The following is a 25817-nucleotide window of genomic DNA, read 5'->3' as shown; positions in this document are numbered from 1 at the left end:
ACGCGTTGACGCGGTGTGTTCCGGTGTGGTCGGATGGCGGTGATTCTGGGCAGGGGAAGCCGGTCGAATTCCGGCACTGGCCCGCAGCCGTAGGTCCTTCGGGACGAGTCGGATTACCTGCCCGAATCGCTGACCCCCCTTGCGTCGTCGTGGTCCACGGCGCGGACAGGAGAGACCCGTGCCCCTATCTCGTCCGGCGCGCGCCGCGGCCGTCACACTCGCGGCGGCCCTTCTCCTCGTGGTGGGACGGCCGGCCGCCGCGGCACCGCAGGCCCTCTCGAAGTGCACGCCGACCTCGGGCGTCATCCTGGCCGTCGACTTCGGACACTGGGGCGGACCGCTGCTGCGCGCCTGCGGCACCACCCCCACGACCGGCTACGAACTGCTCAACCAGGGCGGCTGGAAGACCGCCGGTACGCAGCACGACGGCCCCGGGTTCGTCTGCCGCATCGGCTACTCCGGCTACCAGAGCGGCACGCAGTTCCCCACCGCCGCCGACGACAAGTGTGTGCTCACCCCGCCGGCCACCGCGTACTGGTCGTACTGGCACGCCGACCCGGGCCAGGACTCGTGGTCCTACAGCCAGCTCGGCGCGATCGGCTACCACCCCAAGCCCGGCAGCGTCGACCTGTGGACCTTCGGCGCGACCGGCGACGGCGGAACATCGGGCCGGCCGTCCTTCAGCCCGGACCGCGTCCGCGCGCACGCCGCGGCGTCACCGTCACCGGCCGCGCCGAAACCACCGGCGAGCAGCCCCGCCGGCCGGGCGCCGACGTCCACACGACCATCCACTGTAGTCTCCGCTGCGACGGCGACGCCGGCGGCGACCGGGACCGCCGGACCGTCGCCGAGCCTGTCGACCGAAGCCGCAACTCCCGGGACACAAGCATCCATTGTGGATGCTGAACCGGCGGCCGATCCGCCCGCGAACCCGGACGGCGGATCGGCGCTGCCGCTGATCCTCACCGCCGGGCTGCTCGCCCTGGCGGGCCTGGCGACCGCCGTCGTCGTGCGCCGGCGCCGGGCCGGGCCGCCCGATGCGTAAGGCCCGGCTGCCCCGCGCGCTGCACCCGGTCGCCTGGTGGCTGTGGGCGGTCGCGCTGGCCACCGCGGCCGGGCGGACCGGCAACCCGCTGCTGCTCCTGCTGATCTTCGGCGTGCTCGGCGTCACGGTCACGTTGCGGCGTACCGACGCGCCGTGGGCCCGCGCGTTCCGCTACTACCTCACCGCCGCCCTGGTCATCATCGTCATCCGGGTCGTGTTCCGGTCGGTCTTCGCGACCGGGACCGCCCCCGGCGACCACATCCTGTTCCGCCTGCCGCACGTCCCCACCCCCGCCTGGTACGCCGGCATCCAGCTCGGCGGCCCGGTGTCCCTGGAGGCGGTCCTGTCCGCCGCGCTCGACGGGCTGCGCCTGGCCTGCCTGCTGTGCTGCGTCGGCGCCGCGAACAGCCTGGCGAACCCGAAACGTGCGCTGCGCGTACTCCCGGGGGCCTTGTATGAACTGGGCGTGGCCGTGACCGTCGCGCTGAGCGTGGCGCCCCAGCTGGTGGAGAGCGTGCAGCGGGTGGTCCGCGCCCGGCGGCTGCGCGCGGGCCGCACCAGCGGCCTGCGGGCGCTGCGGGCGATCGCGATCCCGGTGCTGCACGACGCGCTCGACCGGTCGCTGCGGCTGGCCGCGGCGATGGACTCCCGCGGTTACGGCGGCACCGGCACCGCCACGGCGTCGTCGCGACGGTGGACCGGCCTGCTGCTGCTGACCGGGCTGGCCGGCCTGTGCGTGGGCGTGTACGGGCTGCTCGACGTCACCGTGCCGCACGCCGTGGGCCTGGCCGGGTTCGCCGCCGGGGCGCTGCTCTGCGCGGGCGGCCTGTACCTGGGCGGGCGGCGGGTCAGCCGCACCAGCTACCGGCCGGACCCGTGGCAGTGGCCGGAGTGGACGGTCGCGGCCGGCGGCCTGTGCGCGGCGGTCGTGCTCGCCGCGGGCAGCGGCTACGACCCGACCGGCGGCGGAGCGCTGCGATGGCCGACGCTCCCCCTCGTCCCGGCGCTGGCCGTGCTGCTCGCCGCGGCCGCCGCGCTGGCCTCGCCGCCGCCACCCGTCCGGAGCGCGCCGTGATCCGCTTCGAGCGCGCCGGGCTCGCCTACGACGGTAGCGAACCCGTCCTGCACGACGTGGAGCTGAGCATCGGCGAGGGCGAGCTGTGCCTGGTCGTCGGGGCGACCGGCACCGGCAAGTCCACCCTGCTCGGCGCGATCAACGGCCTCGTGCCGCACTTCACCGGCGGTACGCTGACCGGCCGCGTCACCGTCGCCGGCCGCGACACCGCCCACCATCCGCCACGCGAGTACGCCGATCTCGTCGGCGTCGTCGGACAGGACCCGGTCGCCGGCTTCGTGACCGACACCGTCGAGGAGGAACTCGCCTACGGGATGGAACAGCTGGCCCTCGACCCGGCCGTGATGCGTACCCGGGTCGAGGAGACGCTGGACCTGCTCGGCCTGGCCGGGCTGCGCCACCGCGGCCTGCACGAGCTGTCCGGCGGCCAGCAGCAGCGGGTCGCCATCGCCGCCGCCCTGACCACCCATCCGCGGGTGCTGGTGCTCGACGAGCCGACGTCGGCGCTCGACCCGACCGGCGCCGAGGACGTCCTCGCCGCGATCGTCCGCCTCGTCCACGACCTCGGGATCACCGTCGTCCTCGCCGAGCACCGGCTCGAACGCGTCCTGCAGTACGCCGACCGGCTGCTGCACCTGCCCGGCGACGGCACCGTCCACGATGGAGACCCGGCGACCCTGATGGCCGCCGCCACCGTCGCCCCGCCCGTCGTCCACCTGGGCCGCCTGGCCGGCTGGACCCCGCTGCCGCTGTCCGTACGCGACGCCCGCCGGCACGGCTCCGGGCTGCGTACCCGGCTGCCGGAACAGCCGCGTACGCCGCACCACGACAGCCACGCCACCACCGCACCGGTGCTGACCGCCGAGGACGTGATCGTCCGGCACGGACCGGTCGTCGCCGTCCGCGGCGCGTCGCTGACCCTGCACGCCGGCGAGGTCGTCGCACTCATGGGCCGCAACGGTTCCGGCAAATCCTCGCTCCTGTGGGCGCTGCAGGGAACCGGACGGCGCGACGGCGGCCGGATCCGCGTACGCGGCACCGACCCGAAGACCGTCACCGCCGCGGCCGCCCGGCGGCTGTGCGGCCTCGTCCCGCAGACCGCCACCGACCTGCTCTACCTCGACACCGTCGCCGCCGAACTCGCCCAGGCCGACCGCGACGCCGGACGTGCGACCGCCGGCCGCGCCCGTGCGATCCTCGACGCCGTCGCCCCCGGCATCGCCGACGACCACCACCCCCGCGACCTGTCCGCCGGCCAGCAGCTCGCCCTCGTCCTGGCCGTCCAGCTCACCGCCGACCCCGGCGTCCTGCTCCTCGACGAACCCACCCGCGGCCTCGACTACCACGCCAAGGACGGCCTCCGGCACACCGTCGCCGCCCTCGCCGCCACCGGCACCGCCGTCATCGTCGCCACCCACGACGTCGAATTCGCCACCACCATCGCCGACCGCGTCGTCGTCATGGCCGAGGGCGAGATCGTCGCCGACGGCCCGGCCCCCGCCGTCCTGACCGCCTCGCCGTCGTTCGCCCCTCAGATCGCCAAGATCCTCGCCCCGCTGCCCTACCTCACCCTCGACCAGGTGCGCGCCGCATGGACACCAGCCTCGTAGCCGCCCCGCCGGCCCGCGCCGTCCGCGTACCGCGCCGGGCCCGCGTCACGATCATCGTCGCCGCCGCCATCGGCCTCGTCGCCTTCTTCTGGCCGTTCGTCCTCGCCCCAGGAGCACTCGGGAGTACGCGTACCCCGCCGCTGCTGTTCGGCGTACTGCTGCTGCTCGTGCTGGCCGTCGTGTTCACCGAGATCGCCGAGCACCGCATCGACGCCAAAGCCCTCGCGATGCTCGGGGTGCTGGCGGCCGTCAACGCCGCCCTGCGCCCGCTCGGCGCCGGGACGGCCGGCATCGAAACCGTCTTCTTCCTGCTCGTGCTGGCCGGCCGGGTCTTCGGCCCCGGCTTCGGCTTCGCCCTCGGCTGCACGTCGCTGTTCGCCTCCGCCCTGCTCACCGGCGGCGTCGGCCCCTGGATGCCGTACCAGATGTTCGGCTGCGCGTACGTCGGCATGCTCGCCGGGCTGCTCCCCCGCGTACGCGGCAGGGCCGAGATCGCCCTCCTCGCCGGGTACGCCGCCGTGTCCGGATACCTGTTCGGATTCCTGCTCAACCTGTCGTTCTGGCCGTTCTCGCTCGACCCGGCCAGCTCGATCGCGTACCGGCCGGGTCTGCCGGTCCTCGAACAGCTCCAGCGCTACCTGGTCTTCGACGCGGTGACCTCGCTCGGCTGGGACACGGGCCGGGCGGTGACCACGGCGGTCCTGACGGTGCTGGCGGGACCGGCGGTGCTGAGCGCCTTGCGCAGAGCGGCCCGCAAAGCGCGCTTCCAACCGTGACAGGATGTCGGCCGTGGCCGAAGACGAACTCGCCGACGCGATCCTGGAACACTGGAGCGGCAGCACCCTGCCGCTGGGGCACGGTAAGGCCGTCGACGCCGGGACGGCGTTCTTCTACAACGAACTCGTGGAGTCCGGACCGGACGTCGAACGCGTACGCGAGTGGCTGCTGACCGCCGACGCCCAGACCCGTACCAAGATGGCCGAGGTCCGGCTGCGGCCCGACCTGATCGAGCCCACCGGCGCCGCGTCGGACTACCTGGTGGTCAACGGCTTCGAGTCCATGTGGTCGCGGCGGTCCGGTGCGGCGGTTGCCCGTTCGTCCTTCCTCCACGATCACGGGAGGCGAAAGGGCTGGTCGTGGGCGACTGTGACACCGTTGACCGAGGGCGTCGCGGCCAGAGCCGAGCATGTACGGGCGGTCGGGAGCGAGCCCCGCCCGGCCTACGCCCTGGGCCACGTCACGCGCGAACCGGCCGCGACGGGCGAAGAACGGCCGCTGGCCATCGCGACCTCCGCCGTCGCGCGGGATCCCGACGGCGTGGTGCGCTGGCGAGGGGCGCTGCCCGCCGGTTTCGCCGGCGGTCCCGTGTTCGTCGCCGACCGGCGCGGCGAGCTCGAATTCGTCCTGCGCTGCCTCGGGATGATCTCGTCGACCGCCCGGAACCCGGACATCGTCACCTTCGACACGATCCGCTCGCTGATCGAGGAAACCGTTCGGCCCCAGCCGCCGAAACACGGTCTCTTCCGCCGCCGCTAGGCCTGCTCGGACGGGCGGCGTGCGGCCGACTACGGACGACCGGTTGGCGCCGCTTGTCGGCCAAGCCGCCGCAAGGCCCTTCCAGCCGTGACACGCGCGCGGTTGCCCGGGTCCGGGCGCGGTCTGATCTACGCTCAGAACAGCCCGGCCGTGACCGCCCCCGCGTCACGCGAACCGCGATCGAGCCCGCCCTTCCCCAGGACGGATGATGTCCAGATACGACGCGCTCACCCGCCTGCTGTCCGCGACGCCGCCCGACCAGCGCGCGCTGCGACTGACCTTCGCCGACATCGAAGCAGTGGTCGGCCCGCTGCCGCCGTCGGCCCGTGATTACCGCACCTGGTGGGGCAACAGCAGCCGCAGCCCGTCGCTCGCCTGGGAGTCCGCCGGCTGGAAGGTCAACCACGTCAGCGTCTCCGGCGAGGTCGTGGTCTTCGTCCGCGGCCGGGCCGAACGCCGCGCCGCCGCGCCGGGCGGTGGCGAATCCGGCTTGCCGGGCCGCGCCGACGGATGGCAGCGTACGTCCGTGACCACGCTGTTTCTCACGGTCGGCCTGCCCGGCGCCGGGAAGACCACCGTCGCGAAGCAGCTCGCGGACGAGCGCCGGATACTGCGGCTGACCCCGGACGACTGGATGGCGCCGCTGTTCGGCCACAACGACGCGGCCGGCCGCCGCGACATCCTCGAAGGCCGGATGATCTGGACGGCGTACGAGGTGCTGCGCAGCGGAGCCTCCGTCATCCTCGACTTCGGGTGCTGGTCCAGCGACGAGCGGTACGCGATCCGCACGATCGCCGAGAGCACGGGTGCCGGCTTCGAACTCCGCTACGTCGGGCTCGACGAGTCCGAGCGCCGGGCCCGGGCGACCCGGCGCTGGCAGGAGCACCCGGAGTCCACGTTTCCGATGACCGACGCGGACCACGATCAGTTCCTGGCCCTGTTCCAGCCGCCCACCGCCGGGGAGCTCGCCCTCGCGCCGGTTCCGGCCCCGCCGTCCGGTTTCGAGAGCTGGCAGCACTGGGCGAGCGACCGCTGGCCGACCCTGCCCCGGCTGGACGAGGTCAGTCCTTCCGGCCGGTGACCGCGACCGTGACGCCGAGACCGATCAGGGTCAGACCGCCGACGCCGCCGATCAGCGAGAGCCGCCGCGGTGAGCGGGCGAACCAGTTCCGCGCGCCCGACGCGACCAGGCCCCACGTGCCGTCGGACACGATCGCGATGAGGTTGAAGACCAGGCCCAGGATCAGCATCTGCCCGGTGACGTGCCCCTGACCGCGGTCGACGAACTGCGGCAGCACGGCTCCGAAGAACACGATGGTCTTGGGGTTCGACACCCCGACGGTGAAACCCTCCCAGAACGTCCGCAGGCCGCCGCGCGGCGTTCCGGCTCCGGCGAAGGTCGCCTGCAGCCCGCCGCGCTCCCGCCAGGCCTTGACGCCGAGATACACCAGGTACGCGGCGCCGGCCAGCTTGAGCACCGTGAACACGACGACCGAGCGCTCGACGACCGAACCGACCCCGAAGGCCACCGCCACGACGAGCAGGTACGCGCCGAGCGTGTTCCCCGCCACGGTGGTCAGGGCGGCCCGCCGGCCCTGCGCCAGCGCCCGGCCGATGACGAACAGCACGCTGGGCCCGGGGACCAGGATCAGCAGGAAGGACACAGCCGCGAAGGCGAGCAGGCGGTCGGCAGACATCATGACGACCAGGAAACCACCGATACCGGGGAAAGCGCAGCTGGAATTATTCTGCAACCCGCCGCGGGGCCCGCCCGTGTCCCTTCTGATCACCCCTTCGACACGGGCGGTAAGCAGTGGACTTCACCGAGTTCTACCAGTCGACGTCACCCCGGACGCTGCGGTACGCGTACGGGCTGACGGGCGATCTGGCGCAGGCACAGGACGTCGTGCAGGAGGCGTACGCGCGGGCCTGGCAACGGTGGCGGCAGCTGAGCGGATACGACGACGCCGAGGGGTGGCTGCGGCTGGTGGTGGCCCGGCTGGCCACGGACTGGTGGCGGCACCTGCGGGTACGCCGCAGCACCCCGCTCCCGCCGCCCGCGGCGGTACCCGGGCCGTCCGAGGACACGGTGCTGGTCGTGGCGGCGTTGAAGAAGCTGCCCGGCCGGCAGCGGCAGGCGATCGCGCTGCACTACCTGCTGGACGTGCCGGTCGCGCAGATCGCCGACGAGCTCGGGGTCAGCGAGGGCACCGTGAAATCGTGGCTGTCGCGCGGGCGGGACTCGCTGGCCGTCGCGCTGCGCACGGAACTGGCCGGCATCGGCCTGCCGGGACCGCGGGACGCCGAGGACCGCGGCCGGCGGCGCCGGCGTACGCGGATGGTGGCCACGGTGACGGCGGCGGGCCTGGCGGTGATCGCGGTGATCGTGCTGGCGATCGCGGTGGTGGGACGGCCGCGCAGCGCGCCGCTGCCGCCGGTGGTGCGGCCGACGGGCAGCCCGATCGCGTTCTCGCCGCTGCGCCAGGTCGGCTCGACCCCGCTGGAGTCCGGACCGGTCGACGCCATGAGCATCCAGAACGGGCGCGCGTACACGTTGTCGTTCCTGCCGGACGCCGTGGTGGTGGCCTCGCTGGACCTGGCGACCGCCCAGCCCGCGTGGCCGCCCGCCCACCTCGACCTGCCGGCCGCCCCCGGCGACACCGACGTCGGCCTGATGACGGCGACCGTGCCGGAGGCGATTCTGGTGGCCCGCAACGGAACCCTGGCCGCCGTCGACCCCGGGACCGGGCGCCTGCGCTGGCGGGTCACCGTGCTCGGCGACAAGGACTTCGGCAGCTGGGCGGTCTTCCCGCACGTCCTCGTGTACGCCGACCGCACGACCGGCGAGCTCGTCGGCATCGACCTGAGCACCGGCGAGCGGCGGTGGCATCGGCCGATGAGCGTGCGGGACGTCTTCGGCCTGCTGACGCCGAGCGACCTGGCCGGCGGCGATCGGGGCATCGGCGTTCCGGACCACGTCTTCGGTTCCGGCCGGGCCTTCGTCGCCGACGGCGTCGGCACACTCACCGAGATCGACGCCCCGACCGGGGTTTCGGTATCGACATGGAAGATCCAGCCGAGCGGCGGCGGCTACATCGGGTACAACGGCGACATCTACATCCCCAGCACCCGCGAGCTGTACCGGCTGCACCTGGCCGACGGCCGCCAGACCCGCCTGTACGCCGGCGGCGGAGTGATCTCCGTGGCGCCCTGCGGTGCCGAGGACATCTGCCTGCTGGACGTGACCGAGTCGAACGACAAGATCGTGGTCTCCCTGCACGACACGACCGAACGCTGGTGGACCAGCGTGCCCGGGGCCACCGCGATCGCCACGGCGGGCCGGCGGCTGCGGGTCTCCCTGTCCAACAACTCCAACGGCAGCCAGCTTCTCGACGAGAACGGGCGTACAGTGCTGCGGCTGAACCCCGACTCGACCATGGCCCGCCTCGACGCCGGCAACCTGCTCGGCATCCGCACCGACGGTACGCGGGTCGAGGTGACCGGCATCGCTACCGCCACCGGCCTGCCGAAGACGCTGGGCACGGTCGACATGACCGCAGGCGGCTGGGCCGCGGCGGGCACGAAGCTCGTCGTGGCCACCGCCGACGGCATCGTCGTCTACGACTTCGGCTGACGCCGGGGAGTCCGCGGGCGCCGGCGTGTCCGGGGTGTCCGGGGTGGACGGTCGCCCACCCCGGACACGGCTCACGAACGGGACTTCAGCGGCGCGACGACCATCACCATGTTGCGGCCGTCCTGGCGCGGCTCGCTCTCGACGACCGCGTCCTGCGCGATCTCCTCCGCGAGCTTGTTGAGGACCCTCAGGCCGAGCTCCGGCCGGAAGCGCTCGCGCCCCCGGAACCAGATGGTGACCTTCACCTTGCTGCCGGCCCGCAGGAACCGCAGCACGTGCCCCTTCTTCGTCTCGAAGTCGTGCTGGTCGATCTTCGGCCGGAAGTTCATCGCCTTCACGGTCGTCTGCTGCTGGTTGCGCCGCGCCTCGCGGGCCTTGAGGCCGGCGTCGTACTTGTGCTTGCCGTAATCGACGATCTTGCAGACGGGTGGCTGGGCGTTCGGCGCCACCTCCACCAGGTCCAACCCGACCTCGGCGGCCAGTTGCCGGGCCCGGGTCAGGTCGACGACGCCGACCTGCTCGCCGTCCGGTCCGACGAGACGGATCTCGGCGGCCCGGATCTGGTCGTTGACACGTGGTTCAGCGGTGACACGACGCTTGTCACCGTCGGTCTTCCCGAAACGGGATCGGTCCAAGAATGATCAGCTCCTTGCGCGTACGGGCGTGGGCGGCCCGGGCGCGGCAAGTGCGACCTACTCCGGATCGGAGGCGGCGCCCGGGCGAATCGTCGTCTCGCGATCCATGGCGTCACCTCCCTCACATCAGTCGAAGTCGCCCGCAGCATCGCACGGCGACCGGCGCCCGTCGAACGGTTTTCCATTCATCACCTGCATGTGGCAGGGTTGAGCGCGGTTGGCAAGATCAGGATCTTGTTCATGGCCGGTTCGACCGTGTCGGGGTTTGCAGGGTGATCGAATACCGCCATTACGGCAAGCGGGGCCTGATTTCCTTGATCAAATACCGTCTATCCGGCAAGAGCGCCCCCCTGTGCCGAAATGAGGGTATTTGATCAAGGAAATCGGCGGCGCTGTGCCGCAATGGCGGTATTTGATCAAGGCGGGGTTCGCGTCGACCGGTGCACGGAAAGCGACTACTGTCGACGGAACGTCGGGACCTCGACGCGTACCACGAGCGGGATGACCGCAGGCGAACTGCCCACATACGACCGGAGACCCGATTTCCGAGCAGGCCAATCGCCTCCGTGTGGCTGTTTCCCGGTGGCGTCGACCGGGTCACGATGAGGGCCATGATCATCGCTCACGTCAGCGACACCCATCTCGACGGCGGACCGCGGGCGCTGCGGCGTACCCGGCTGGTCTTCGAGCACCTGCGCCGCTGCGCCGTCGACGTCGTCCTGGTCACCGGCGACCTCGCCGACCACGGAACCGCCGACGAGTACGCCGCGGTCCGCGCCGAACTGGTCGCGGACGTGCCGGTGCTGATGCTGCCCGGCAACCACGACGACCGGGCGGCGTACCGCACGGCGCTGCTCGGCGGTTCCGGCGACGCCCCTATCAACCAGGCCGTACGCGTCGGCGGCGCGCTGTTCGCCCTGTGCGACTCGACCGTGCCGGGGCAGGCGTACGGCGTCCTCGGGGCGGCGACGCTGGACTGGCTGCGGACGGTGCTCGCCGGGGCGGACTGCCCTGTCCTGATAGGACTGCATCATCATCCGATCCCGCTGCACAACCCGCTCGTCGACGGGATCGGGCTGCGCGACGCCGACGATTTCGCCGCGGTCGTCCGGGACTCCCCCGCTGTGGCCGCGATCCTCTGCGGGCACGCCCATGCGGGCGCCGCCGGAACGTTCGCCGGCCGGCCGCTGCTGGCCGCGCCCGGCGTCGTGTCCACGACCCGGCTGCCCTGGACCACCGGTGAGACGCTGACCTGGGCGAACACCGCGGATCTCGACGGGCCGCCCGGCGTCGCGTTCCACGTGCTGACCCCCGGCGGCGACATCACCACGCACTTCCGCACCGTCCAGGAGTGAGGGTCGCCGCATGAACGGATGCGGGTTCTGACCGGTCGGTGGGCCCGGATGGACTCACCAGGCGACCTGCGCGAGCGACGGATATGGAATGCTTCCGCACCGGAGATCCAGGCGGGGTCTCGCGCGCGGAGGTTCCAGGTGACTTGGTTCATCGGTCAGTCAGTAGTAATCATCGCAGTGGCGTTCCTGTTGGGACTGCTCGTCGGCTGGCTCGTCTGGGGCCGCCTGCTGCGGGGCGAACGGTCGTCGGCCCCGGCGGCGGTCGCCTCGGCGGAGCCCGCGACGGCCAAGCCGGCCTCGGCGAAACCGGCCTCAGCCAAACCGGCCTCAGCCAAGCCGGCGTCGGCCAAGCCGGTCGTGGAGGAAGCAGCCGTCGCGGCGCCGGTCGTGGAAGAGCCGGTGGTAGCTGAGCCGGTCGTAACTGAGCCGGTCGCGGAAGAGCCGGTCGCGGAAGAGCCGGTCGTGGCGGAGCCGGCCGAAGAAGAGGCGGTCGTCGAGGAGCCGGTCGTCGTACCGGTGGCGGTCGACGAGACCCCGGCGGAGGAGCCCGCGGCCGAGCCGGAACCCGAACCAGAGCCCGAGCCGGAGCCCGAGCCCGAGCCGGAAGCGCGGGTCGAGGAGGCCCCGATTCCCGTCCAGGCCGCCGCGCCCGAGGTCGAGGCCATCGAGGACGTCGAGGAGCCCGAGCCCGACAACCTGCAGCGCATCGAGGGCATCGGCCCGAAGATGGAGGGCGCCCTGCACAAGGCCGGCATCCGGACGTGGGCGCAGCTCGCCGACGCCGACGAGACCGCCCTGCGTACCGCGATCGAGGCCCAGGGCCTGAACTTCGCGCCGAGCATCGTGACGTGGGCGCGTCAGGCGCGGCTGCTGGCCGACGGTGACCACGACGGTCACGCCGACCTCACCCGCCGCCTGGTCGCGGGCCGGGACGAGGGTCGCGAGTGAGCGCGCAGGCGCGGCGGCTGCCGCTCTGGGTCGGTCTCTCCGTCGGCGTCGCGGGCCTGCTGGTGATCGGGTTCTTCCAGAACATCGGCAACCGGCATTCCATGGAGGACAATCTCACCGGCCGCTCGAACCAGGCCCTGCAGGCCGCGGGCATCACCGGTACGCAGGTCAGCTTCGCCGGCCGGGACGGCTCGGTCGTGGTGTCGAACGCGGCGGACGTGGACAAGGCCCGGGACATCGTCGCCGGCCTGGACGGCGTACGCGTCGTCGACGTGACCGGCCCGGCGGCACCGCAGAAGAAGCCGTCGGTGACGATCACCGTCGAAGGTACGCAGGTGACGGTCACCGGTGTCGTGGCGAGCGCGACCGCGAAGGCGGCCCTGCAGTCCAAGGCCGGTACGCAGGCCGGCCTCACCGTCGACCCGGCGGTGACCGAGGACGGCGTGTCCGGCCTCGGCGCGGTCGTCGACGCGCTCGGCACGACCGCGAAGGGCGTGACGGTCACGCTGGCCGACGGCCGGATCAACATCAGCGGTCAGGTCGAGTCGGCCGCCGTGCACGACGCCGTGATCGCGGCGGCCGGGCAGGCCGTCGGCGTCGCGAACGTGTCCGACCAGCTGACGGTCGCGCCGCCGCCGAAGGAGATCCAGCGGGCGCTGATCAGCCTGCCGCCGATCACCTTCGAGGACAACAGCGCGATCCTCACCCCGGCGGGCCGGGCCGCCGTCGCGAAGGCGGCGACGATCCTCAAGGCCAACCCGGCCGTCACCGTGCGGATCGAGGGGCACACCGACAGCACCGGCACGGCCGAGCACAACCTGGCGCTGAGCAAGGCCCGCGCCGCGACCGTGCTCAACACCCTCGTCTCGCTCGGTGTGGCCAGGGAACGCTTGTCCTCCAACGGTTTCGGCGAGTCGCGGCCCAAGGTGCCCAACACCTCGGACCACAACCGCGCGATCAACCGCCGGGTCGAGTTCATCGTCCAGAACCCGCAGTAGTCAGATCGCAACCGGCACCGTCGCCCGGTCGCTCTACGCGAGCGTCCAGGTGACGGTGTCGGTGTACGCGACGCCGTCGCGCGTACCGGAGGCGGTGACGGTGTTGGCGCCGGATCGCAGGGTCGCCGGCCACGTGTAGATGTGGTTCGAGGACGTCTTCGTGCCCAGGGACGCCCCGTTGAGGGTGAGGGTGACGCTGTCCGCCGTCGCGTACACCTTGATGGTGGTGGCCGCGGTGGTGCGGGACGCCCAGCGGCGGCTCGCGATGTAGACGAACGGCGTCGTGGTCCAGTTGGCCTTGTACCAGTAGAAGGCGTCCTTGCGGGTGGCGCGGTCGTAGGTGACCAGGCCCTTGTCGTTGCGCCCGTAGGTGTCGCCCTCACTGCGGGCGTCGGCGGCGAAGTCGAACATGTTCCACACGAAGGTTCCCCACAGGTAGGGCCGCGCGGCGATCTGCGCCCAGTGCGACTCGTGTAGCAGCGCCTGGTACTCCTCGGGGTGGAAGTCGGAGTCCGGCACCGGCTTGGGCGGGTTCTCCTGGTGCTGGTTGACGCTCGCGCCCGCGCCGTACTCGCTGATCGCGATGAGCCGGGTCGGCTGGGCGGCGTGCAGGTTGTCGGCCCACGGCCCGAAGTCCGCCGAGGCACCCGAATACCAGCCGCTGTAACGGTTGTAGCCGGCCGCCTTCGCGTGGTTGACCAGGCCGCTGGTGATCGCGCCGTTGTGCGCGTAGGTCGACAGCCGGTCGGGGTCCTCCGTCGAGACGAGCGAGGCCAGCGAGGCGAGCAGGTTGTTGGTGGTCGAGTCGTCGGCCGCCTGCTCGTTGCCGATCCCCCACACGACGATCGACGGGTGGTTGTAGTTCTGCCGGATCAGCTCGCGCAGCTGCTGCTGGGCGTTGGCGGTGAAGGCCGCCGAGTTGGTGACCGAGTTGACCAGCGGGATCTCGGCCCAGACCAGGTAGCCGCGCTCGTCGGCCAGGTTGTAGACCTTCTGGTCCTGCTGGTAGTGCGCCGTACGCAGCGCGTTGACGCCCATCTCGTCCATCAGGTCGAAATCGGTGGTGTGCTCGGGGTCGTTGATCGCCCAGCCCCGGCCGAGCCGGTCCTGGTGGCGGTTCACGCCGTGCAGCGGCACGTGGACGCCGTTGAGGAACAGCCCGTTCACCGGGTCGATCGTGACCGTCCGCAGCCCGAACCGCTCGGTGACCGCGTCGGTGACCGTCGACCCGTCGCGGATCTCGATGTTGGCGTTGTAGAGGTACGGGTCGGCCTTGCCCTGCCAGCGGTGCGGGTTCGCGATCGTGATCGTCTGCGTGGTCGTGAATCCGGCCGCCGCCGCGACGTTCTGCGGCGCCGTGGTCGCGTCCGCGACGATGTTCCCGGCCGCGTCGGTGACGACCGCGCGTACGCTGACCGCCCGGGTGGTCGTGCCGTTGTTCCAGCCCGACGACTTCACCTCGACCGTGGCCGAGGCCGCCGACAGGGCCGTCGTCCGCACGAACAGCCCCGGACCGGCGTTGTCGAGCATGCGTACGCACAGCGGATCGGTCACCTGCAGGCTCACGTTGCGGTAGATCCCGCCGAAGAACGTGTAGTCGGCGCTGAGCGGGGGCACGCCCGCGTCGGCGGCGTTCGTCACGCGTACGGCGATCACGTTGTCCTGCCCCGGTTTCAGGGCGGCCGTCGCGTCGAACCGGATCCGGGCGTAGCCGCCCTTGTGCTGCCCGAGCAGCGTGCCGTTGACGTAGACGTCGGCGGTCGTGTTCACCCCGGCGAACTGCAGCCACATCCGCCGGCCCGCGTACGCGGCGGGGACGGCGTAGTGCCGCCGGTACCAGCCCGGCCCGCGGTAGTAGTTGTTCCCGCCGTCCTGCCCGTCGGCGGCGTTCCAGGTGTGGGGCACGGTGACGGCCGTCCACGAGGAGTCGTCGAAGCTCACCGCCTGCGCCCCCGACGCGTCGGCGCGCAGGAACCGCCAGCTCGCGTTGAGGTCGATCCGCGTACGCACAGCGGGCGGGGTATAGGTCGCGGCCGTCGACGGGGACGCCGGGAGCAGCGCGGCGGCACCGCCCGCAAGGCCGCCGGCGAGGACTGTCCGGCGAGAAGGCATGTCCACAACCATAGACACGTATCGCTATTCTGCCAACCCCCCACATACCCGGACCCCGGCCATGATCCCGCTTGGATCAGGGAAATCACCCGAATCATGGGCCATGATTACGTGCGAAAACCTGATCCAAACCGGATCTTGAGGGGTCCGCAGCGATAGAGTGCGTGTCATGCCGATCGACATCGACGCCGTCCGGTCCGCCTACCCGGCGTTGACCGAGGGTTACTGCCACTTCGACGGGGCCGCCGGAACGCTCGTGGCCGAGCCGGTCGCCGCCGCCGTCGCGGGCGTGCTGCGCGCCGCGGTCGCCAACCGCAGCACCGCGTTCGCGCCCGGCCGCCGGGCCGTCGAGATCGTCGACGAGGCCCGCGCGGCCGTGGCGGACCTGGTCGGCGGGGCAGCCGGCGGAGTCGTGTTCGGCTCCTCGGCGACCTCGCTGACCTACCTGGTGTCGCGGACGCTCGGGCGGTCGTGGGGTCCCGGCGACGAGGTCGTGGTGACCCGGCTCGACCACGACGCCAACGTCCGCCCCTGGATCCAGGCCGCCGAGCGGGCCGGCGCGACCGTGCGCGTCGCCGACGTCGACCTGGCCACCGGCACGCTGCCCACCGCGAACGTCACCGGCCTGATCAACGAGCGCACCCGGCTCGTCGCCGTCACCGCCGCCAGCAATGCGATCGGCTCCCGCCCCGACGTCCCGGCCATCGCGGCCGCGGCCCGGGCCGTCGGCGCGCTGTGCTATGTGGACGGCGTACACGCCACGCCCCACCAGCCCACCGACATCGGTACGCTCGGCGCCGACTTCTACGTGACCAGCGCGTACAAATGGTCGGGACCGCACATCGCGGCCTGTGTCGCCGCGCCGGAACTGTGGGCGTCGCTGCGGCCGGAGAAGCTCAACCCGTCCAGCGACGCCTCCCCCGACCGGTTCGAGCACGGTACGCCGAGCTTCGAGCTGCTCGCCGGGGTCACCGCGGCCGTGGAGCACCTCGCGTCCCTCGACCCCGCCGCCACCGGTACGCGACGCGAACGGCTGCTCGGATCGCTCGCGGCCGCCCAGGCGTACGAGATGGCGCTCTTCGAGAAGCTCGTCGCCGGACTGGCGGCGATCGACGGCGTGACGATGCTCCCGGCGCCCGCGGACCGCGCGCCGACGGTGGCGTTCCGGATCGACGGGCAGCATCCCACGGCGACCTCGGAAGCGTTGGGGGAACAGGGAATCTGCGCCTTCGCCGGCGACTACTACGCGTTCGAGTACTTCACCGCGATGGGCCTGCGCGACAGCGGTGGCGCCGTCCGCGCCAGCGTCTACCACTACACCGGCGAGGGCGACGTCGACCGGCTCGTGACCGCGCTCCAGGGTCTTGCGCGCCGGCCGCTATGACGATAATCATCAATACATGATTCGACGCTTCCTCGTCGCGGCCACCGCCGCCGCGGGCATCGGACTCGCCGTCGTCCCGGCCGCACCGGCCCAGGCGTACAGCAAGTGTCCGGCCGGCACCGAGTGCGGCTGGGAGTACTTCTCCGACGCCGCGCACACGCATCTCCAGGGCCTGCACACCACCAACTGCGACGGCGTGGTGCTCGACTGGGGCATCAAGGCGGGCTACTCGGTCTATGTCCAGGACACCTGCCAGAACCCACCCAACCCGGTCTGACCCCCACCCCGGAATCCTGGGCCCCGCCCGTATGCGTGGGCGACTCCTGCGACGAACGCCCGGATCGGGATCGCGACGGGCCGGCCCCGGCCACCTCGACAATCTTGCGCGAATGTCCCAAAAATCGCGATGAATGCCCGGAATGCCGGTACATTCGCGCAAGATCGTCGAGGCTGGGCCTGGGCGAGGACGGGGCCGGCGGGGCGGGTCAGGCGGCGCGTTCGAGGGCGGCGGCCTGGGTCAGCCAGCGGGTGAACAGCGCCGCGTCGATGTCGTCGGGGCCGCGCAGCTTCACGTGCGCCATCCCGCCCTTCGCGTCGATGCGCCCGTCCGGATCGTCGAGCTCCCGCCCCCGCCACAGACCGAAGGTCACATAGGACGCGTACGCCTTGATCAGGCACACCGGCTGCTTGCCCGGTGCCGCGCCGAGACTCCACACCGGGTGCCCCTGCCACAGCGCGCCGGTGCCGGGCAGCGCCCCGTCGATCAGGTAGATCATCTTCTCGGTCACGGCCCGCAGGTCTTCGGGCTGCGCGGCCGCGTACTCGTCGATCGTGCTGAACTTGGCCATGTCAGGATTCCTTTCCGGAGAGTTCGGGGTCAGGCCGGCTGGTAGGTGAGGTGGGTGACGCCGGTGGGAAAGCTCTCCGCCCCGGCGAGGCTCAACGGGACGCGGTGGCTGCCGGCGAACAGGCGCTTGCCCTCCCCGAGCACGATCGGGCAGACCAGCAGGTGCAGCTCGTCGACCAGCCGCGCGGCGATCAGCGAGCGCAGCAGCGTCGCGCTGCCGGTCACGGTGATGTTGCCGCCGGGCTTCTCCTTCAGCGCGCCGAGCGCCGCGAACACGTCGCCCTCGATCAGGGTGCTGCCCGACCAGTCCACCGACTCCAGCGTCCGCGACGCCACCAGTTTCGGGGTGTTGTTCATGAAGTCGGCGACCTCGCCGCTCTGCCCCGGCCAGAAGGCCGCGAACTCCTCGTACATCGTCCGGCCGAACAGCAGCGTCTCGGTCTCGTCGCGCCGGGACTTGATCGACTGGCCGACCTCGTCGCAGTAGTAGTCGAAGCTCCACTTCTCCGGCGACTCGATGACCCCGTCGAGCGACATGTGCAGCCCCGCAACGATCTTCCGCATGATGTTTGCCCTTCTCCTCGGATGTTCTCTACACAGGCAGCGAACGGGCGGGGGCGCGGATCGACATCACCGGAGAACTTTTTCGAAGATTTTTTGCCGAGCCCGATTTCGGCCGGTTCAGGCGGGGCCCGCGGAGTCGGCACGCTCGGCGCCCGGCTGTGCGGCGCGGAGGAACCGCGTTCCCCAGTCGCGCAGATGGTCGATGAATTCCGGCGGGCCGAGCACCTCGAAATCGGCGCCGATGTTGCCCAGCGCCTGGGTGGGCCAGTCCAGGCTGCCGGAGACCATGCTGAGATAGCAGCGCTGGTCGTCGATGGTCTCGATCGTGCCCCACTGGCCGGCGACGCGGCGGACGTGCTCCGCCGGCGCGTGGACGCGTACCCGCACGGTGTGTCCTGTGGGGACGCCGCCGGAGGTCCGGACGAACTCGGCGGCGTCCCCGGCGGGCAGGGGACGCGGCCGGAAGCGCACCCCGTCGCTGCTGGGATCGGCCAGCCGGTCGAGGCGGAAGCTGCGCCAGTCGTGCCGGGTCAGGTCGTAGGAGGCCAGGTACCAGCGACCGCCGAGAGCGACCAGACGGTAGGGCTCGACTTCCCGGTCGGTGTCGGGCCCACCGCGGGCGGTGTAGCGGAACCGCAGCCGCTCCTCGTCCCGGCACGCCTGGGCGATCACGGTGAGCACCTCGGCGGGAACGACCGGTCCCGCGGTCGCGGGGGCGACGGTCATCGCGCGCAACGCGTTGACCCGGGCTCGCAGGCGCGGCGGGAGCACCTGCACCACCTTGGTCAGCGCGCGGACCGCCGCATCCTCGATTCCGGCGATGCCGCTCTGGGTGGCCTCGGCCATGCCGACCGCGAGCGCGACGCCTTCCTCGTCATCGAGCAGCAGCGGCGGCAGGACCGCGCCGGGGGCCAGCTGGTAACCGCCGTCGGTTCCGCGCGAGGCGTGCACGGGATAGCCGAGTTCACGCAGCCGGTCGACATCGCGGCGCAGGGTGCGTTCCGAAACCCCGAGGCGGTCGGCCAGCGCGACACCGGCCCAGTGGCGGTGCGTCTGCAACAACGACAGCAGCCGCAGCGTCCGGGAGCTGGTATTGGCCATGTCGCGATCTTCGCACGGCTTCCGGTCAGGAAGTGGCCGGAAGCTCTTCTAGGGTCGTTGTCATGATCACTCACGAGATTCAGCTGACCGCCCAGATCGTCGGCGTACCGGGGCGGGAGCACTTCACCGTCGCCGAGGTCGAGATCGACGGCGACGTCGTGGTCCGCACCGACTACCTCGGCCTCGCCGCCACCTGTCTGGAACTCATGCGCTCCGACTGCCACCTGCCGGTCCCCGCGTGGCAGCCGGGTCGGCGCATCGGCCTCACGGCCGTCGGCACAGTGCTCCGGTCGGCGGATCCGGGCCTGCGGGAAGGCGACCTGGTCCAGTCGATGAGCGGCTGGAGTACGCATTCCGCCGGCCCGGCCGGCGCGTACGTCAAACTCGACCGGGACACGTATCCGGATCCCAACTTCCACCTGGCCCAGGGACCGACGGCGTACTACGGCGTCGCGGACGTGGCCAAGGTCGGCCCGGGTGATGTCGTGTTCGTCTCGGGCGCGGCCGGTGGCGTCGGCTCCCTGGCCGCCCAGATCGCCCGCAACCTGGGCGCGGCGAAGGTCGTCGGCAGCGCGGGCAGCCAGGCCAAGGCGGAGTACCTGGTCGGCACGCTCGGCCTCGACGCCGCCTTCGACCACCACCAGGACCCGGTCGCCGCGCTCAAGGAGCTGGCCCCTGAAGGAATCACGGTCTTCTTCGACACGGTCGGCGGCGCTCTCTACGACGCCGCGCTGGAGGTGGCCGTGCCGGGAGCGCGGTTCGCCCTGTGCGGATCGCTGTCGACCCAGCTGGGCGCGGCCGCCGACCGGTTCCCCGCGCCCGACCGGGCGGCCGCCGAGGCCAAGGGTGTGCACCTGCTCCCGTTCTCCTGCTTTCACACCCCCGACCAGATCGCCGCGTGGCACAGCCACTTCCAGACCTGGCTCGACCAGGACGGTTTCGTCTTCCCGCAGACGGTCGTCGAGACGGGCATCGACGGCGTACCCGATGCCTTCCTGTCGCTGCTGCGCGGCGACTTCCGCGGCAACGTCTCGGTACCGCTGGCATGACGCCGCCGTCCCGGCGCGTCCTCAACCGGGCACTCCTGCAGCGCCAGTTCCTCCTGGAACGCACCGGCCAGCCGCCGATGAACGTGATCCGGCACCTCGTCGCGCTGCAGGCACAGGAACCGAACTGGCCCTACCTCGGGCTGTGGAGCCGGATCCGCGGATTCACCCACGCCCACCTGACCGCGCTTCTGAACGAGAGGCAGGTCGTGCGCTCCGGCCTCCTGCGCAGCACCCAGCACCTCGCCGCGGCCGACGACTTCCGTCGGCTGCGGCCTCTCCTGCAACCCGTCCTCGACCGCACCGCGAACTCCGCGTACTTCCGCCGCAACGGCAACAACATCCTTCTGGGCCACGCCGACCGCAGCCGCATCATCGACGACGATGATCGCAAGCAGGTCATGCCCGGCCGGGCCCTGGTGCGACCGACCATCCTCATCGACGGCTTCGTCCGCGGGACCTGGTCCTTCACCGGAGACGACATCCGGCTCGCCCCGTTCCGGCCGCTCGCAGCCGCCGACCGGGAGGCCGTCGAGAAGGAGGCGCATCGGATGCTGCCGTTCGTCGCGTACAGGGGAGCGGCGCAACCGTAGTGGAGCGGGCCGACCGTCATTGACGACCCACCCGGGAAGAGTTACGTTGACCGCCCGATACATCGATCAACATCAACGCCGATCGCGGCACCCGTCCCCACGCCGCCCTCGTGCCCGGTCCGCCCGCCGTCTCCCCGGTGGCGCACGATCCGAGGGCCCGTTCGGTGCCGCCGGCATGACCGAAAGGGATCGCCATGAACAGACGTCTCCTGTTCACCCGCCCGACGATCGCGCTGCTCGCCGCCCTCAGTCTCGCCGCCGCCGCGGCCTCCCCCGCTTCCGCCGCCGCGGTCACCATCACGCCGGGCGCCGTGTGGAACGACTCGTCCGGCAACGTCATCCAGGCCCACGGCGAGGGCATCACCAAGGTGGGAAGCACCTACTACTGGCTCGGCGAGGACAAGACCAGCGGCTCGCCCTTCCAGAACGTCAAGTGCTACTCGTCGACCGACCTGAGCCACTGGACCTTCGTGGCCAACGTGCTGACCCGGCAGTCCAGCGGCGACCTGGGGCCCAACCGGATCGTCGAGCGGCCGCACGTCATCTACAACGCGGCCACCGCCACGTACGTCATGTACATGCACATCGACAGCTCCAGCTACGCCGAGCGCAAAGCCGGCGTGGCGACCAGTTCCAGCGTCTGCGGCAGCTACACCTACCGCGGCAGCTTCAAGCCGCTGGGCCACGACAGCCTCGACGACAACCTGTTCCTCGACGGCTCCACCGGCTACTTCATCAGCGAGGACCGGACCAACACGAAGCTGCAGATCTACCAGCTCTCGTCCGACTTCCTCACCGTCACGTCGCTGGTGAAGACGCTCAACCAGTACGAGGCGCCGGCCATGGTCAAGATCGGCGGCACGTACTACCTCTTCGGCTCGCACCTGACCGGCTGGTCCACCAACGACAACCAGTACGCGACCGCGACGTCGATCGCCGGAACATGGAGCTCGTTCCGCAGTTTCGCCCCGTCGGGGACCAACACCTGCAACTCGCAGACGACCGCGATCGTCCCCGTCGCGGGCAGCAGCACCACGAGCTACGTGTTCCTCGGTGACCGGTGGAACTCCGGCAACCTCACCGACTCCCGCTACGTATGGGAGCCGCTCACCGTCAACGGCACCACGGTCTCGATGAGCTGCCAGTCCAGTTGGACCGTGGACACCGCCACCGGTGTCGTGACCGGTGGCGGCGGCGGCGGAACCGGCACGTCCGTCCTCCGCGGCGTCGCCTCGAACCGCTGCCTGGACGTCCCCAACTCGTCCACCACCGACGGCACCCAGGTCGTGATCTGGGACTGCAACGGCGGCAGCAACCAGTCCTGGACCCTGAACGCCACCAAGGAACTCGTCGTCTACGGCAACAAGTGCCTGGAGGTCGCCAACCAGTCGACGTCCGCGGGCGCCGCCGCGCAGATAGCGTCCTGCACCGGTGCCGGCAACCAGCAGTGGAACATCAACGGCAACGGGACCGTCACCGGCGTGCAGTCCGGCCTGTGCCTCGATGTGACCGGCGCCGCAACGGCCAACGGCAGCAAGGTCGAGATCTGGACGTGCAACGGCGGCTCCAACCAGTCCTGGACCCGCTCCTGACGGCGTACGGCGTGTGCGCCCTTCCCGCGTGGGCGTACACGCCGTCTGTTCATGGGCGCCCGGCGGTCCGCCGTCAGGCGTGGACGGCCAGCTCGGCGGCGATGCGGGCGGCGACCGTTTCCGGAGCGTCGTTGTCGGGAGCGTTGTGGCCCAGACCTTCCAGCACTTCGCAGCGGGCACCGGGAACGATGTCCGCCAGGTCCGCGCAGATGTCGAGCAGGAACGCCGGAGCGGTCTTGCTCCCCGCCAGCACCAGCGTCGGCGAGCCGATCGCCCGGTAGCGGGAGCCGTCCGACGCGAGCCGGATCAGCTCGCCCAGTTCGGCCGGGGTCGTCGGCATCATCGCGCGCATCTCGGCGCCCTCGGTACGGTCGGCGAGGATGAGCGCGGAGACCGCCGTGAACACGAAACGGGGCGCCTTGCCGAACGGCAGCAGCCCCATACGCTGAAGGAACAGCGCGAACGGCCGTACCCGCTGGCCCGACTCCACCCGGCGGGTGAACTCCGCCAGGAAGCTGCCGTCGAGCCGGCCGCCGATGTCCGCGCCGGGCTCGTACAGCACCAGCGACCGCACCGGCTGCCGGAGCGCGAGGTGCAGTCCCACAAGCCCGCCGTAGCTGTGCCCGAAGACCGAGTCGGCGCCGGTGGCGGTCATCACCGCGACCGCGTCGTCGACTTCCTTGTCGATGCTGTACGCCGGCCCCTGCGGCCCGCTGCCGCCACGACCCCGCCGATCGAGGACGTGTACGCGATACCGCTCGGACAGCACCGCGGCGAGCCGCTCGTAGTGGCGGGCCCGGCGGTTGTTACCCGGGAGGACGACCAGTCCCGGGCCGTCGCCCACGCTGGTGAACTCGATTCTCGTACCGTCGGCGGACGTCACGTGATTCACCTGGGCCAGTGTCGCAAACGGCGGCAAGCCCGGTGGCGGCCGTCGCCTCCCGCCGGCTACTTGGGCTTCAGCTGCTGCGGGCAGGTGTCGGTCGGCAGCAGTGTGCGTATCTGCCCGCTCGGGATCACGAGGTCCGCCACCCCGTCGGGCTCGTACCGCCCGTCCGGTCCGCTGGAACGCGTCTTCACATTCGGGTCGTAGTAAGCGAACTCCACCCGCAGGAAGTCACGCGTACTCCAGGACACGTCACCGCACACCTGGGAGCCGTCGCCGTACTCGACGGTCATCCGCCCCTCGGGCAGCCCTCCCTGCCCGAGCCACGTCACGGCGACCGCCGCGCCGAGCAGGCTCAGCCCCACGGCCGTGAGTCGCACCGCCGGCCGGCGGTCCCGCGCCGGGAACAGCGCCACGGCCAACGCGCTCAGCCCGGCCAGGACGGCCAGCGCCGCCAGCCACCGCGTCACCTGCCGCAGTTCGGCGAAAGCCGCATGGCCCAACAGAAGCGCCGCCACGGCGACCGCCGCCAGCAGGATGAAGGCGATGCTGTTGCCGAACGGCGGCCTTCCCGCGGAGGCGACCGCTTTCTCGGCCGGCTCCTCCTGGACGCCGTCCGCCGTTTGCACGTCTCCCAGGCTGTCCATGTCTCCCCCATCGACGATGGAGGAGATTCTAGGGAGGACGCGGCGTCGCCACAGTCCCGTCACGCGCCGATCCAACGATCTTGCGCGAATGCCCCGAAATCCGTCCGGTATGCCGGAAAGGCCCGGACATTCGCGCAAGATCGTCGCAAGCTCGGGCCGGCGGGGCGGCGGGGCGGGGCGGTTGCGGTCCGACGAACGGGACAGGTTCGGCGATTGTTCGGGGACCGTACGAGACATTGACCACCACCTCTGTATCCCAGCAGGATTTGGGCGCGCGCAACGAACATCCCCATATCTTGGAGAGACCCATGCGTCCACCGGCACCCACCCGTGTCCGTACCGCTCTCGTCGCAGTCCTCGTCCTGCTGACCGCCTTCCTGGCCGCTCCCGCCCGCGGACTCGCCCTCACCGGCGACGACGTGGTGGCCAGCAACTGGATCGGCCTGGGCTACAACCAGAATCCTCAGCCGCCCAACCCGGCCACCTCCTGGTCGGCGCAGGACTGGGCCACGATGCAGACGCGTACCGCGTACATCTCGCCCGGCGTGGTCCGGGTGATGTTCAACCTGCCGTGGTTCTGGTCGGGTGACGACAACACCGACCACTGGAGCTTCGACACCAGCGCCCAGTACGCGAACGCTCTCCAAGTCGTCAAGTACTACGTCGACAAGGGCGTACCCGTCGTCAGCGGCCTTTTCGGCCTGCAGAATCTGACGTACACCAAGCTGCACACCGCCGAGGTCGCGGCGAAACTCGTACGCCGGCTGCAGGACGACGGCGCGGCGCCGACCTACTGGGTCGGCTTCAACGAGCCCAACGTGCCCGACGAGAGCGGCGGCCACTCCTTCGACGACTGGGTGACGGCCACCGACAACCTCGTCGTCGCGTTCGCCGAGAAGGGCGTGGACACGCACAGGACCACGATCTCCGGCGCGGACACCGCCGAGGCCGGCATCTCCGTCTACAGCGGCGATCTCAACCACCAGACCGCGACGACCTGCAAGACCGGGACCTGCCCCGCCGGCCTGGTCTGGAAGCTGGCCAACTACAGCACCATGAGCGCCACGGTCTTCGCCGACACCGCCGCCGACACCTCGGTCACCTTCCAGAAGTCCTCGGACGCCGTCACCTGGAACGAGCTGCACGTTCCGGTGCCCCAGCCGGTCGGCACGGTCACCGGCAAGAACGCGGGCGGCATGTTCCGCTACGACTACGCGCTGGGCGCCATCACGAACGCCAAGTACCTGCGGCTGTCGGTGGCCACCTCGGCGGGCGAGCACACGGTCGGCGAGGTGAAGCTGTCCAACGCGAGTACCACCATCGACGATCAGCTGGGCGACCTGACCCAGACCTTCGCGAGCACCGGCACGTGGAAGGACAACGGTTCGTGGTGGCTGCGGTCGGCCCGGCAGGGCGCCCTCATCGGGGCCAGTGACGCGCATTTCTACAGCCAGGAGCTCTACTCCGCGCCGCCCGACTACGTCCTGCCGGTGATGACCGGCGCCGTGGCCCAGCTGCGGTCGGCCCGCCCGGGTACGCCGATCCTGCTCGGCGAGACCGGGATGAAGGCGGCCGAGGTCCTGGACCCGGAAACCGGCGAACTGGTCAAGAACTACGATTTCGAGCTGGAGCCCGAACAGGCGCTGCGCATGGCCGACCTGGCCGTGCAGGAGGCCCGGGCCGGCGTGGACGGGGCCGCGGCCTGGTGCCTGGACGGGTACGCCTACGAGACGTACTGCGGTATGTGGGGCCGCGGCGACGAGGACCCCGCCCACGTCTCGGCGCACTCGACCAGGCTGCGGCCGTGGTTCTACACGTGGAGCCTGCTGTGCCGGTACCTGCCGACCGGATCGGTCATCCACGCCCCCGCGCAGCCGGCCGGCGTACGCGTGCTCGCCGCGGAACTGCCCGGGGGCGGCTGGACGATCGTCCTGGTCAACCGCACCGGCAGCCTGCAGCAGGTGCCCGTCGACGAGGACACCGGATCGCTCCTCGTGCACAAGTACGTCTTCGCCAGGGACGCGGAGCCGAAGACCGACGCCAACGGATTCCCGGTGCCGGTCGGCGACGCGTACCGGCTCGACCTGACCGGCGGCAAGACCCTGTCCGTGGGCGCGAACACGGTCGTCGTCATCACCACCCGCTCCTGAGGTCGGCCCGCAGCGGGCGCCGGACCGGCCGGCGCCCGCCCGGCGGGCGACTTGACGCG

23 protein-coding genes, 1 pseudogene and 1 riboswitch are annotated in these 25817 nt (G+C 71.3%); of the genes and pseudogenes, 16 read left to right on the top strand and 8 right to left on the bottom strand.

What is annotated here, in order from left to right; genetic code table 11:
- Positions 1-4: 4 nt before the first annotated feature.
- Positions 5-139: riboswitch (cobalamin riboswitch) on the top strand.
- 39 nt (positions 140-178) lie between these two features.
- The 6 genes from G401_RS0132490 (at position 179) to G401_RS57320 (ending at position 6347) form a co-directional block, all read left to right on the top strand.
- Positions 179-1045 carry a hypothetical protein gene (locus tag G401_RS0132490; protein WP_027345761.1) on the top strand — a complete coding sequence of 289 codons (867 nt, stop codon included), beginning with the start codon at positions 179-181 and terminating at the stop codon, positions 1043-1045.
- Positions 1038-2120, top strand: a complete 1083-nt coding sequence (locus G401_RS0132485; protein WP_027345760.1) for an energy-coupling factor transporter transmembrane component T — start codon at positions 1038-1040, stop codon at positions 2118-2120. Before G401_RS0132490 ends, G401_RS0132485 begins: the two co-directional genes overlap by 8 nt.
- Positions 2117-3730, top strand: a complete 1614-nt coding sequence (locus G401_RS0132480) for an ABC transporter ATP-binding protein (protein ID WP_027345759.1) — start codon at positions 2117-2119, stop codon at positions 3728-3730. Before G401_RS0132485 ends, G401_RS0132480 begins: the two co-directional genes overlap by 4 nt.
- On the top strand, positions 3712-4506 hold the full coding sequence (locus G401_RS0132475) for an ECF transporter S component (RefSeq protein ID WP_027345758.1): 795 nt from the start codon (positions 3712-3714) through the stop codon (positions 4504-4506). The genes G401_RS0132480 and G401_RS0132475 overlap by 19 nt, the downstream gene beginning before the upstream one ends.
- 13 nt (positions 4507-4519) lie before the next feature.
- Positions 4520-5266 carry a hypothetical protein gene (locus G401_RS0132470; protein WP_027345757.1) on the top strand — a complete coding sequence of 249 codons (747 nt, stop codon included), beginning with the start codon at positions 4520-4522 and terminating at the stop codon, positions 5264-5266.
- A 208-nt stretch (positions 5267-5474) separates the two neighbouring features.
- Complete coding sequence (locus tag G401_RS57320) at positions 5475-6347, top strand: AAA family ATPase (RefSeq protein ID WP_211240909.1); 873 nt, start codon at positions 5475-5477, stop codon at positions 6345-6347.
- Here the strand turns inward: G401_RS57320 and G401_RS0132460 are convergent.
- The gene (locus tag G401_RS0132460; RefSeq protein WP_027345756.1) at positions 6328-6966 is read right to left on the bottom strand and encodes a LysE family translocator; all 639 of its coding nucleotides are present in this window, start codon (positions 6964-6966) and stop codon (positions 6328-6330) included. The two genes, G401_RS57320 and G401_RS0132460, sit on opposite strands and share 20 nt — an antisense overlap.
- A gap of 113 nt (positions 6967-7079) precedes the next feature.
- On the opposite strand from G401_RS0132460, the gene G401_RS58540 reads away from it, so the two are divergent.
- On the top strand, positions 7080-8900 hold the full coding sequence (locus tag G401_RS58540; protein ID WP_064741906.1) for a SigE family RNA polymerase sigma factor: 1821 nt from the start codon (positions 7080-7082) through the stop codon (positions 8898-8900).
- 89 nt (positions 8901-8989) lie between these two features.
- Here G401_RS58540 and infC read toward each other — a convergent pair.
- A pseudogene (gene infC / locus G401_RS50005) lies at positions 8990-9535 on the bottom strand (translation initiation factor IF-3); the annotation flags it as partial.
- A 611-nt stretch (positions 9536-10146) separates the two neighbouring features.
- Between infC and G401_RS0132445 the strand changes: the two are divergent.
- The 3 genes from G401_RS0132445 (at position 10147) to G401_RS53645 (ending at position 12836) form a co-directional block, all read left to right on the top strand.
- A complete protein-coding gene (locus G401_RS0132445) occupies positions 10147-10890 on the top strand; it encodes a metallophosphoesterase (RefSeq protein ID WP_027345755.1) in 744 nt (247 codons plus the stop codon).
- 177 nt (positions 10891-11067) lie between these two features.
- A complete protein-coding gene (locus tag G401_RS53650) occupies positions 11068-11838 on the top strand; it encodes a helix-hairpin-helix domain-containing protein (protein WP_051367470.1) in 771 nt (256 codons plus the stop codon).
- Positions 11835-12836, top strand: coding sequence for an OmpA family protein (locus G401_RS53645; protein ID WP_051367469.1), 1002 nt, complete (start codon positions 11835-11837; stop codon positions 12834-12836). The genes G401_RS53650 and G401_RS53645 overlap by 4 nt, the downstream gene beginning before the upstream one ends.
- A gap of 33 nt (positions 12837-12869) precedes the next feature.
- On the opposite strand, the gene G401_RS0132430 is transcribed toward G401_RS53645, so the two are convergent.
- On the bottom strand, positions 12870-14948 hold the full coding sequence (locus G401_RS0132430) for a glycoside hydrolase family 2 protein (RefSeq protein ID WP_027345754.1): 2079 nt from the start codon (positions 14946-14948) through the stop codon (positions 12870-12872).
- Positions 14949-15117: 169 nt separating this feature from the next.
- On the opposite strand from G401_RS0132430, the gene G401_RS0132425 reads away from it, so the two are divergent.
- Positions 15118-16332: a cysteine desulfurase-like protein gene (locus G401_RS0132425; protein WP_027345753.1), complete on the top strand. Its 1215-nt coding sequence runs from the start codon at positions 15118-15120 to the stop codon at positions 16330-16332.
- A 16-nt stretch (positions 16333-16348) separates the two neighbouring features.
- On the top strand, positions 16349-16609 hold the full coding sequence (locus G401_RS49990; RefSeq protein ID WP_034593841.1) for a DUF6289 family protein: 261 nt from the start codon (positions 16349-16351) through the stop codon (positions 16607-16609).
- Between the two features lie 208 nt (positions 16610-16817).
- Here G401_RS49990 and G401_RS0132415 read toward each other — a convergent pair whose 3' ends face one another.
- The 3 genes from G401_RS0132415 to G401_RS49985 all read right to left on the bottom strand — a co-directional run bounded on the left by G401_RS0132415 (position 16818) and on the right by G401_RS49985 (position 18844).
- Positions 16818-17180 (bottom strand): DUF1801 domain-containing protein, encoded by a 363-nt coding sequence (locus G401_RS0132415; RefSeq protein ID WP_027345752.1) that lies wholly within the window; start codon positions 17178-17180, stop codon positions 16818-16820.
- A gap of 29 nt (positions 17181-17209) precedes the next feature.
- Complete coding sequence (locus G401_RS0132410; RefSeq protein ID WP_027345751.1) at positions 17210-17743, bottom strand: dihydrofolate reductase family protein; 534 nt, start codon at positions 17741-17743, stop codon at positions 17210-17212.
- Positions 17744-17860: 117 nt separating this feature from the next.
- Positions 17861-18844 (bottom strand): helix-turn-helix transcriptional regulator, encoded by a 984-nt coding sequence (locus tag G401_RS49985; protein ID WP_034593840.1) that lies wholly within the window; start codon positions 18842-18844, stop codon positions 17861-17863.
- A 62-nt stretch (positions 18845-18906) separates the two neighbouring features.
- On the opposite strand from G401_RS49985, the gene G401_RS0132400 reads away from it, so the two are divergent.
- The 3 genes from G401_RS0132400 to G401_RS57995 all read left to right on the top strand — a co-directional run bounded on the left by G401_RS0132400 (position 18907) and on the right by G401_RS57995 (position 22075).
- Entirely contained in the window at positions 18907-19893 is a 987-nt protein-coding gene (locus G401_RS0132400; RefSeq protein WP_027345750.1) for an MDR family NADP-dependent oxidoreductase, read from the top strand.
- Positions 19890-20483: a DNA glycosylase AlkZ-like family protein gene (locus G401_RS55210; protein WP_027345749.1), complete on the top strand. Its 594-nt coding sequence runs from the start codon at positions 19890-19892 to the stop codon at positions 20481-20483. Before G401_RS0132400 ends, G401_RS55210 begins: the two co-directional genes overlap by 4 nt.
- Before the next feature lie 194 nt (positions 20484-20677).
- A complete protein-coding gene (locus G401_RS57995) occupies positions 20678-22075 on the top strand; it encodes a ricin-type beta-trefoil lectin domain protein (protein ID WP_051367468.1) in 1398 nt (465 codons plus the stop codon).
- Positions 22076-22148: 73 nt separating this feature from the next.
- On the opposite strand, the gene G401_RS53640 is transcribed toward G401_RS57995, so the two are convergent.
- Positions 22149-22967: an alpha/beta fold hydrolase gene (locus tag G401_RS53640; protein WP_211240908.1), complete on the bottom strand. Its 819-nt coding sequence runs from the start codon at positions 22965-22967 to the stop codon at positions 22149-22151.
- Between the two features lie 56 nt (positions 22968-23023).
- The gene (locus G401_RS0132380; protein ID WP_027345747.1) at positions 23024-23608 is read right to left on the bottom strand and encodes a hypothetical protein; all 585 of its coding nucleotides are present in this window, start codon (positions 23606-23608) and stop codon (positions 23024-23026) included.
- 308 nt (positions 23609-23916) lie between these two features.
- On the opposite strand from G401_RS0132380, the gene G401_RS0132375 reads away from it, so the two are divergent.
- The gene (locus G401_RS0132375) at positions 23917-25758 is read left to right on the top strand and encodes a hypothetical protein (protein WP_027345746.1); all 1842 of its coding nucleotides are present in this window, start codon (positions 23917-23919) and stop codon (positions 25756-25758) included.
- Positions 25759-25817 lie beyond the last annotated feature (59 nt).

Source organism: Hamadaea tsunoensis DSM 44101, from assembly GCF_000428945.1.
GTDB classification, from domain to species: Bacteria; Actinomycetota; Actinomycetes; order Mycobacteriales; family Micromonosporaceae; genus Hamadaea; species Hamadaea tsunoensis.
Note: the sequence above shows the minus strand (reverse complement) of the source record. Positions and strands in the feature narration are given on the sequence as shown.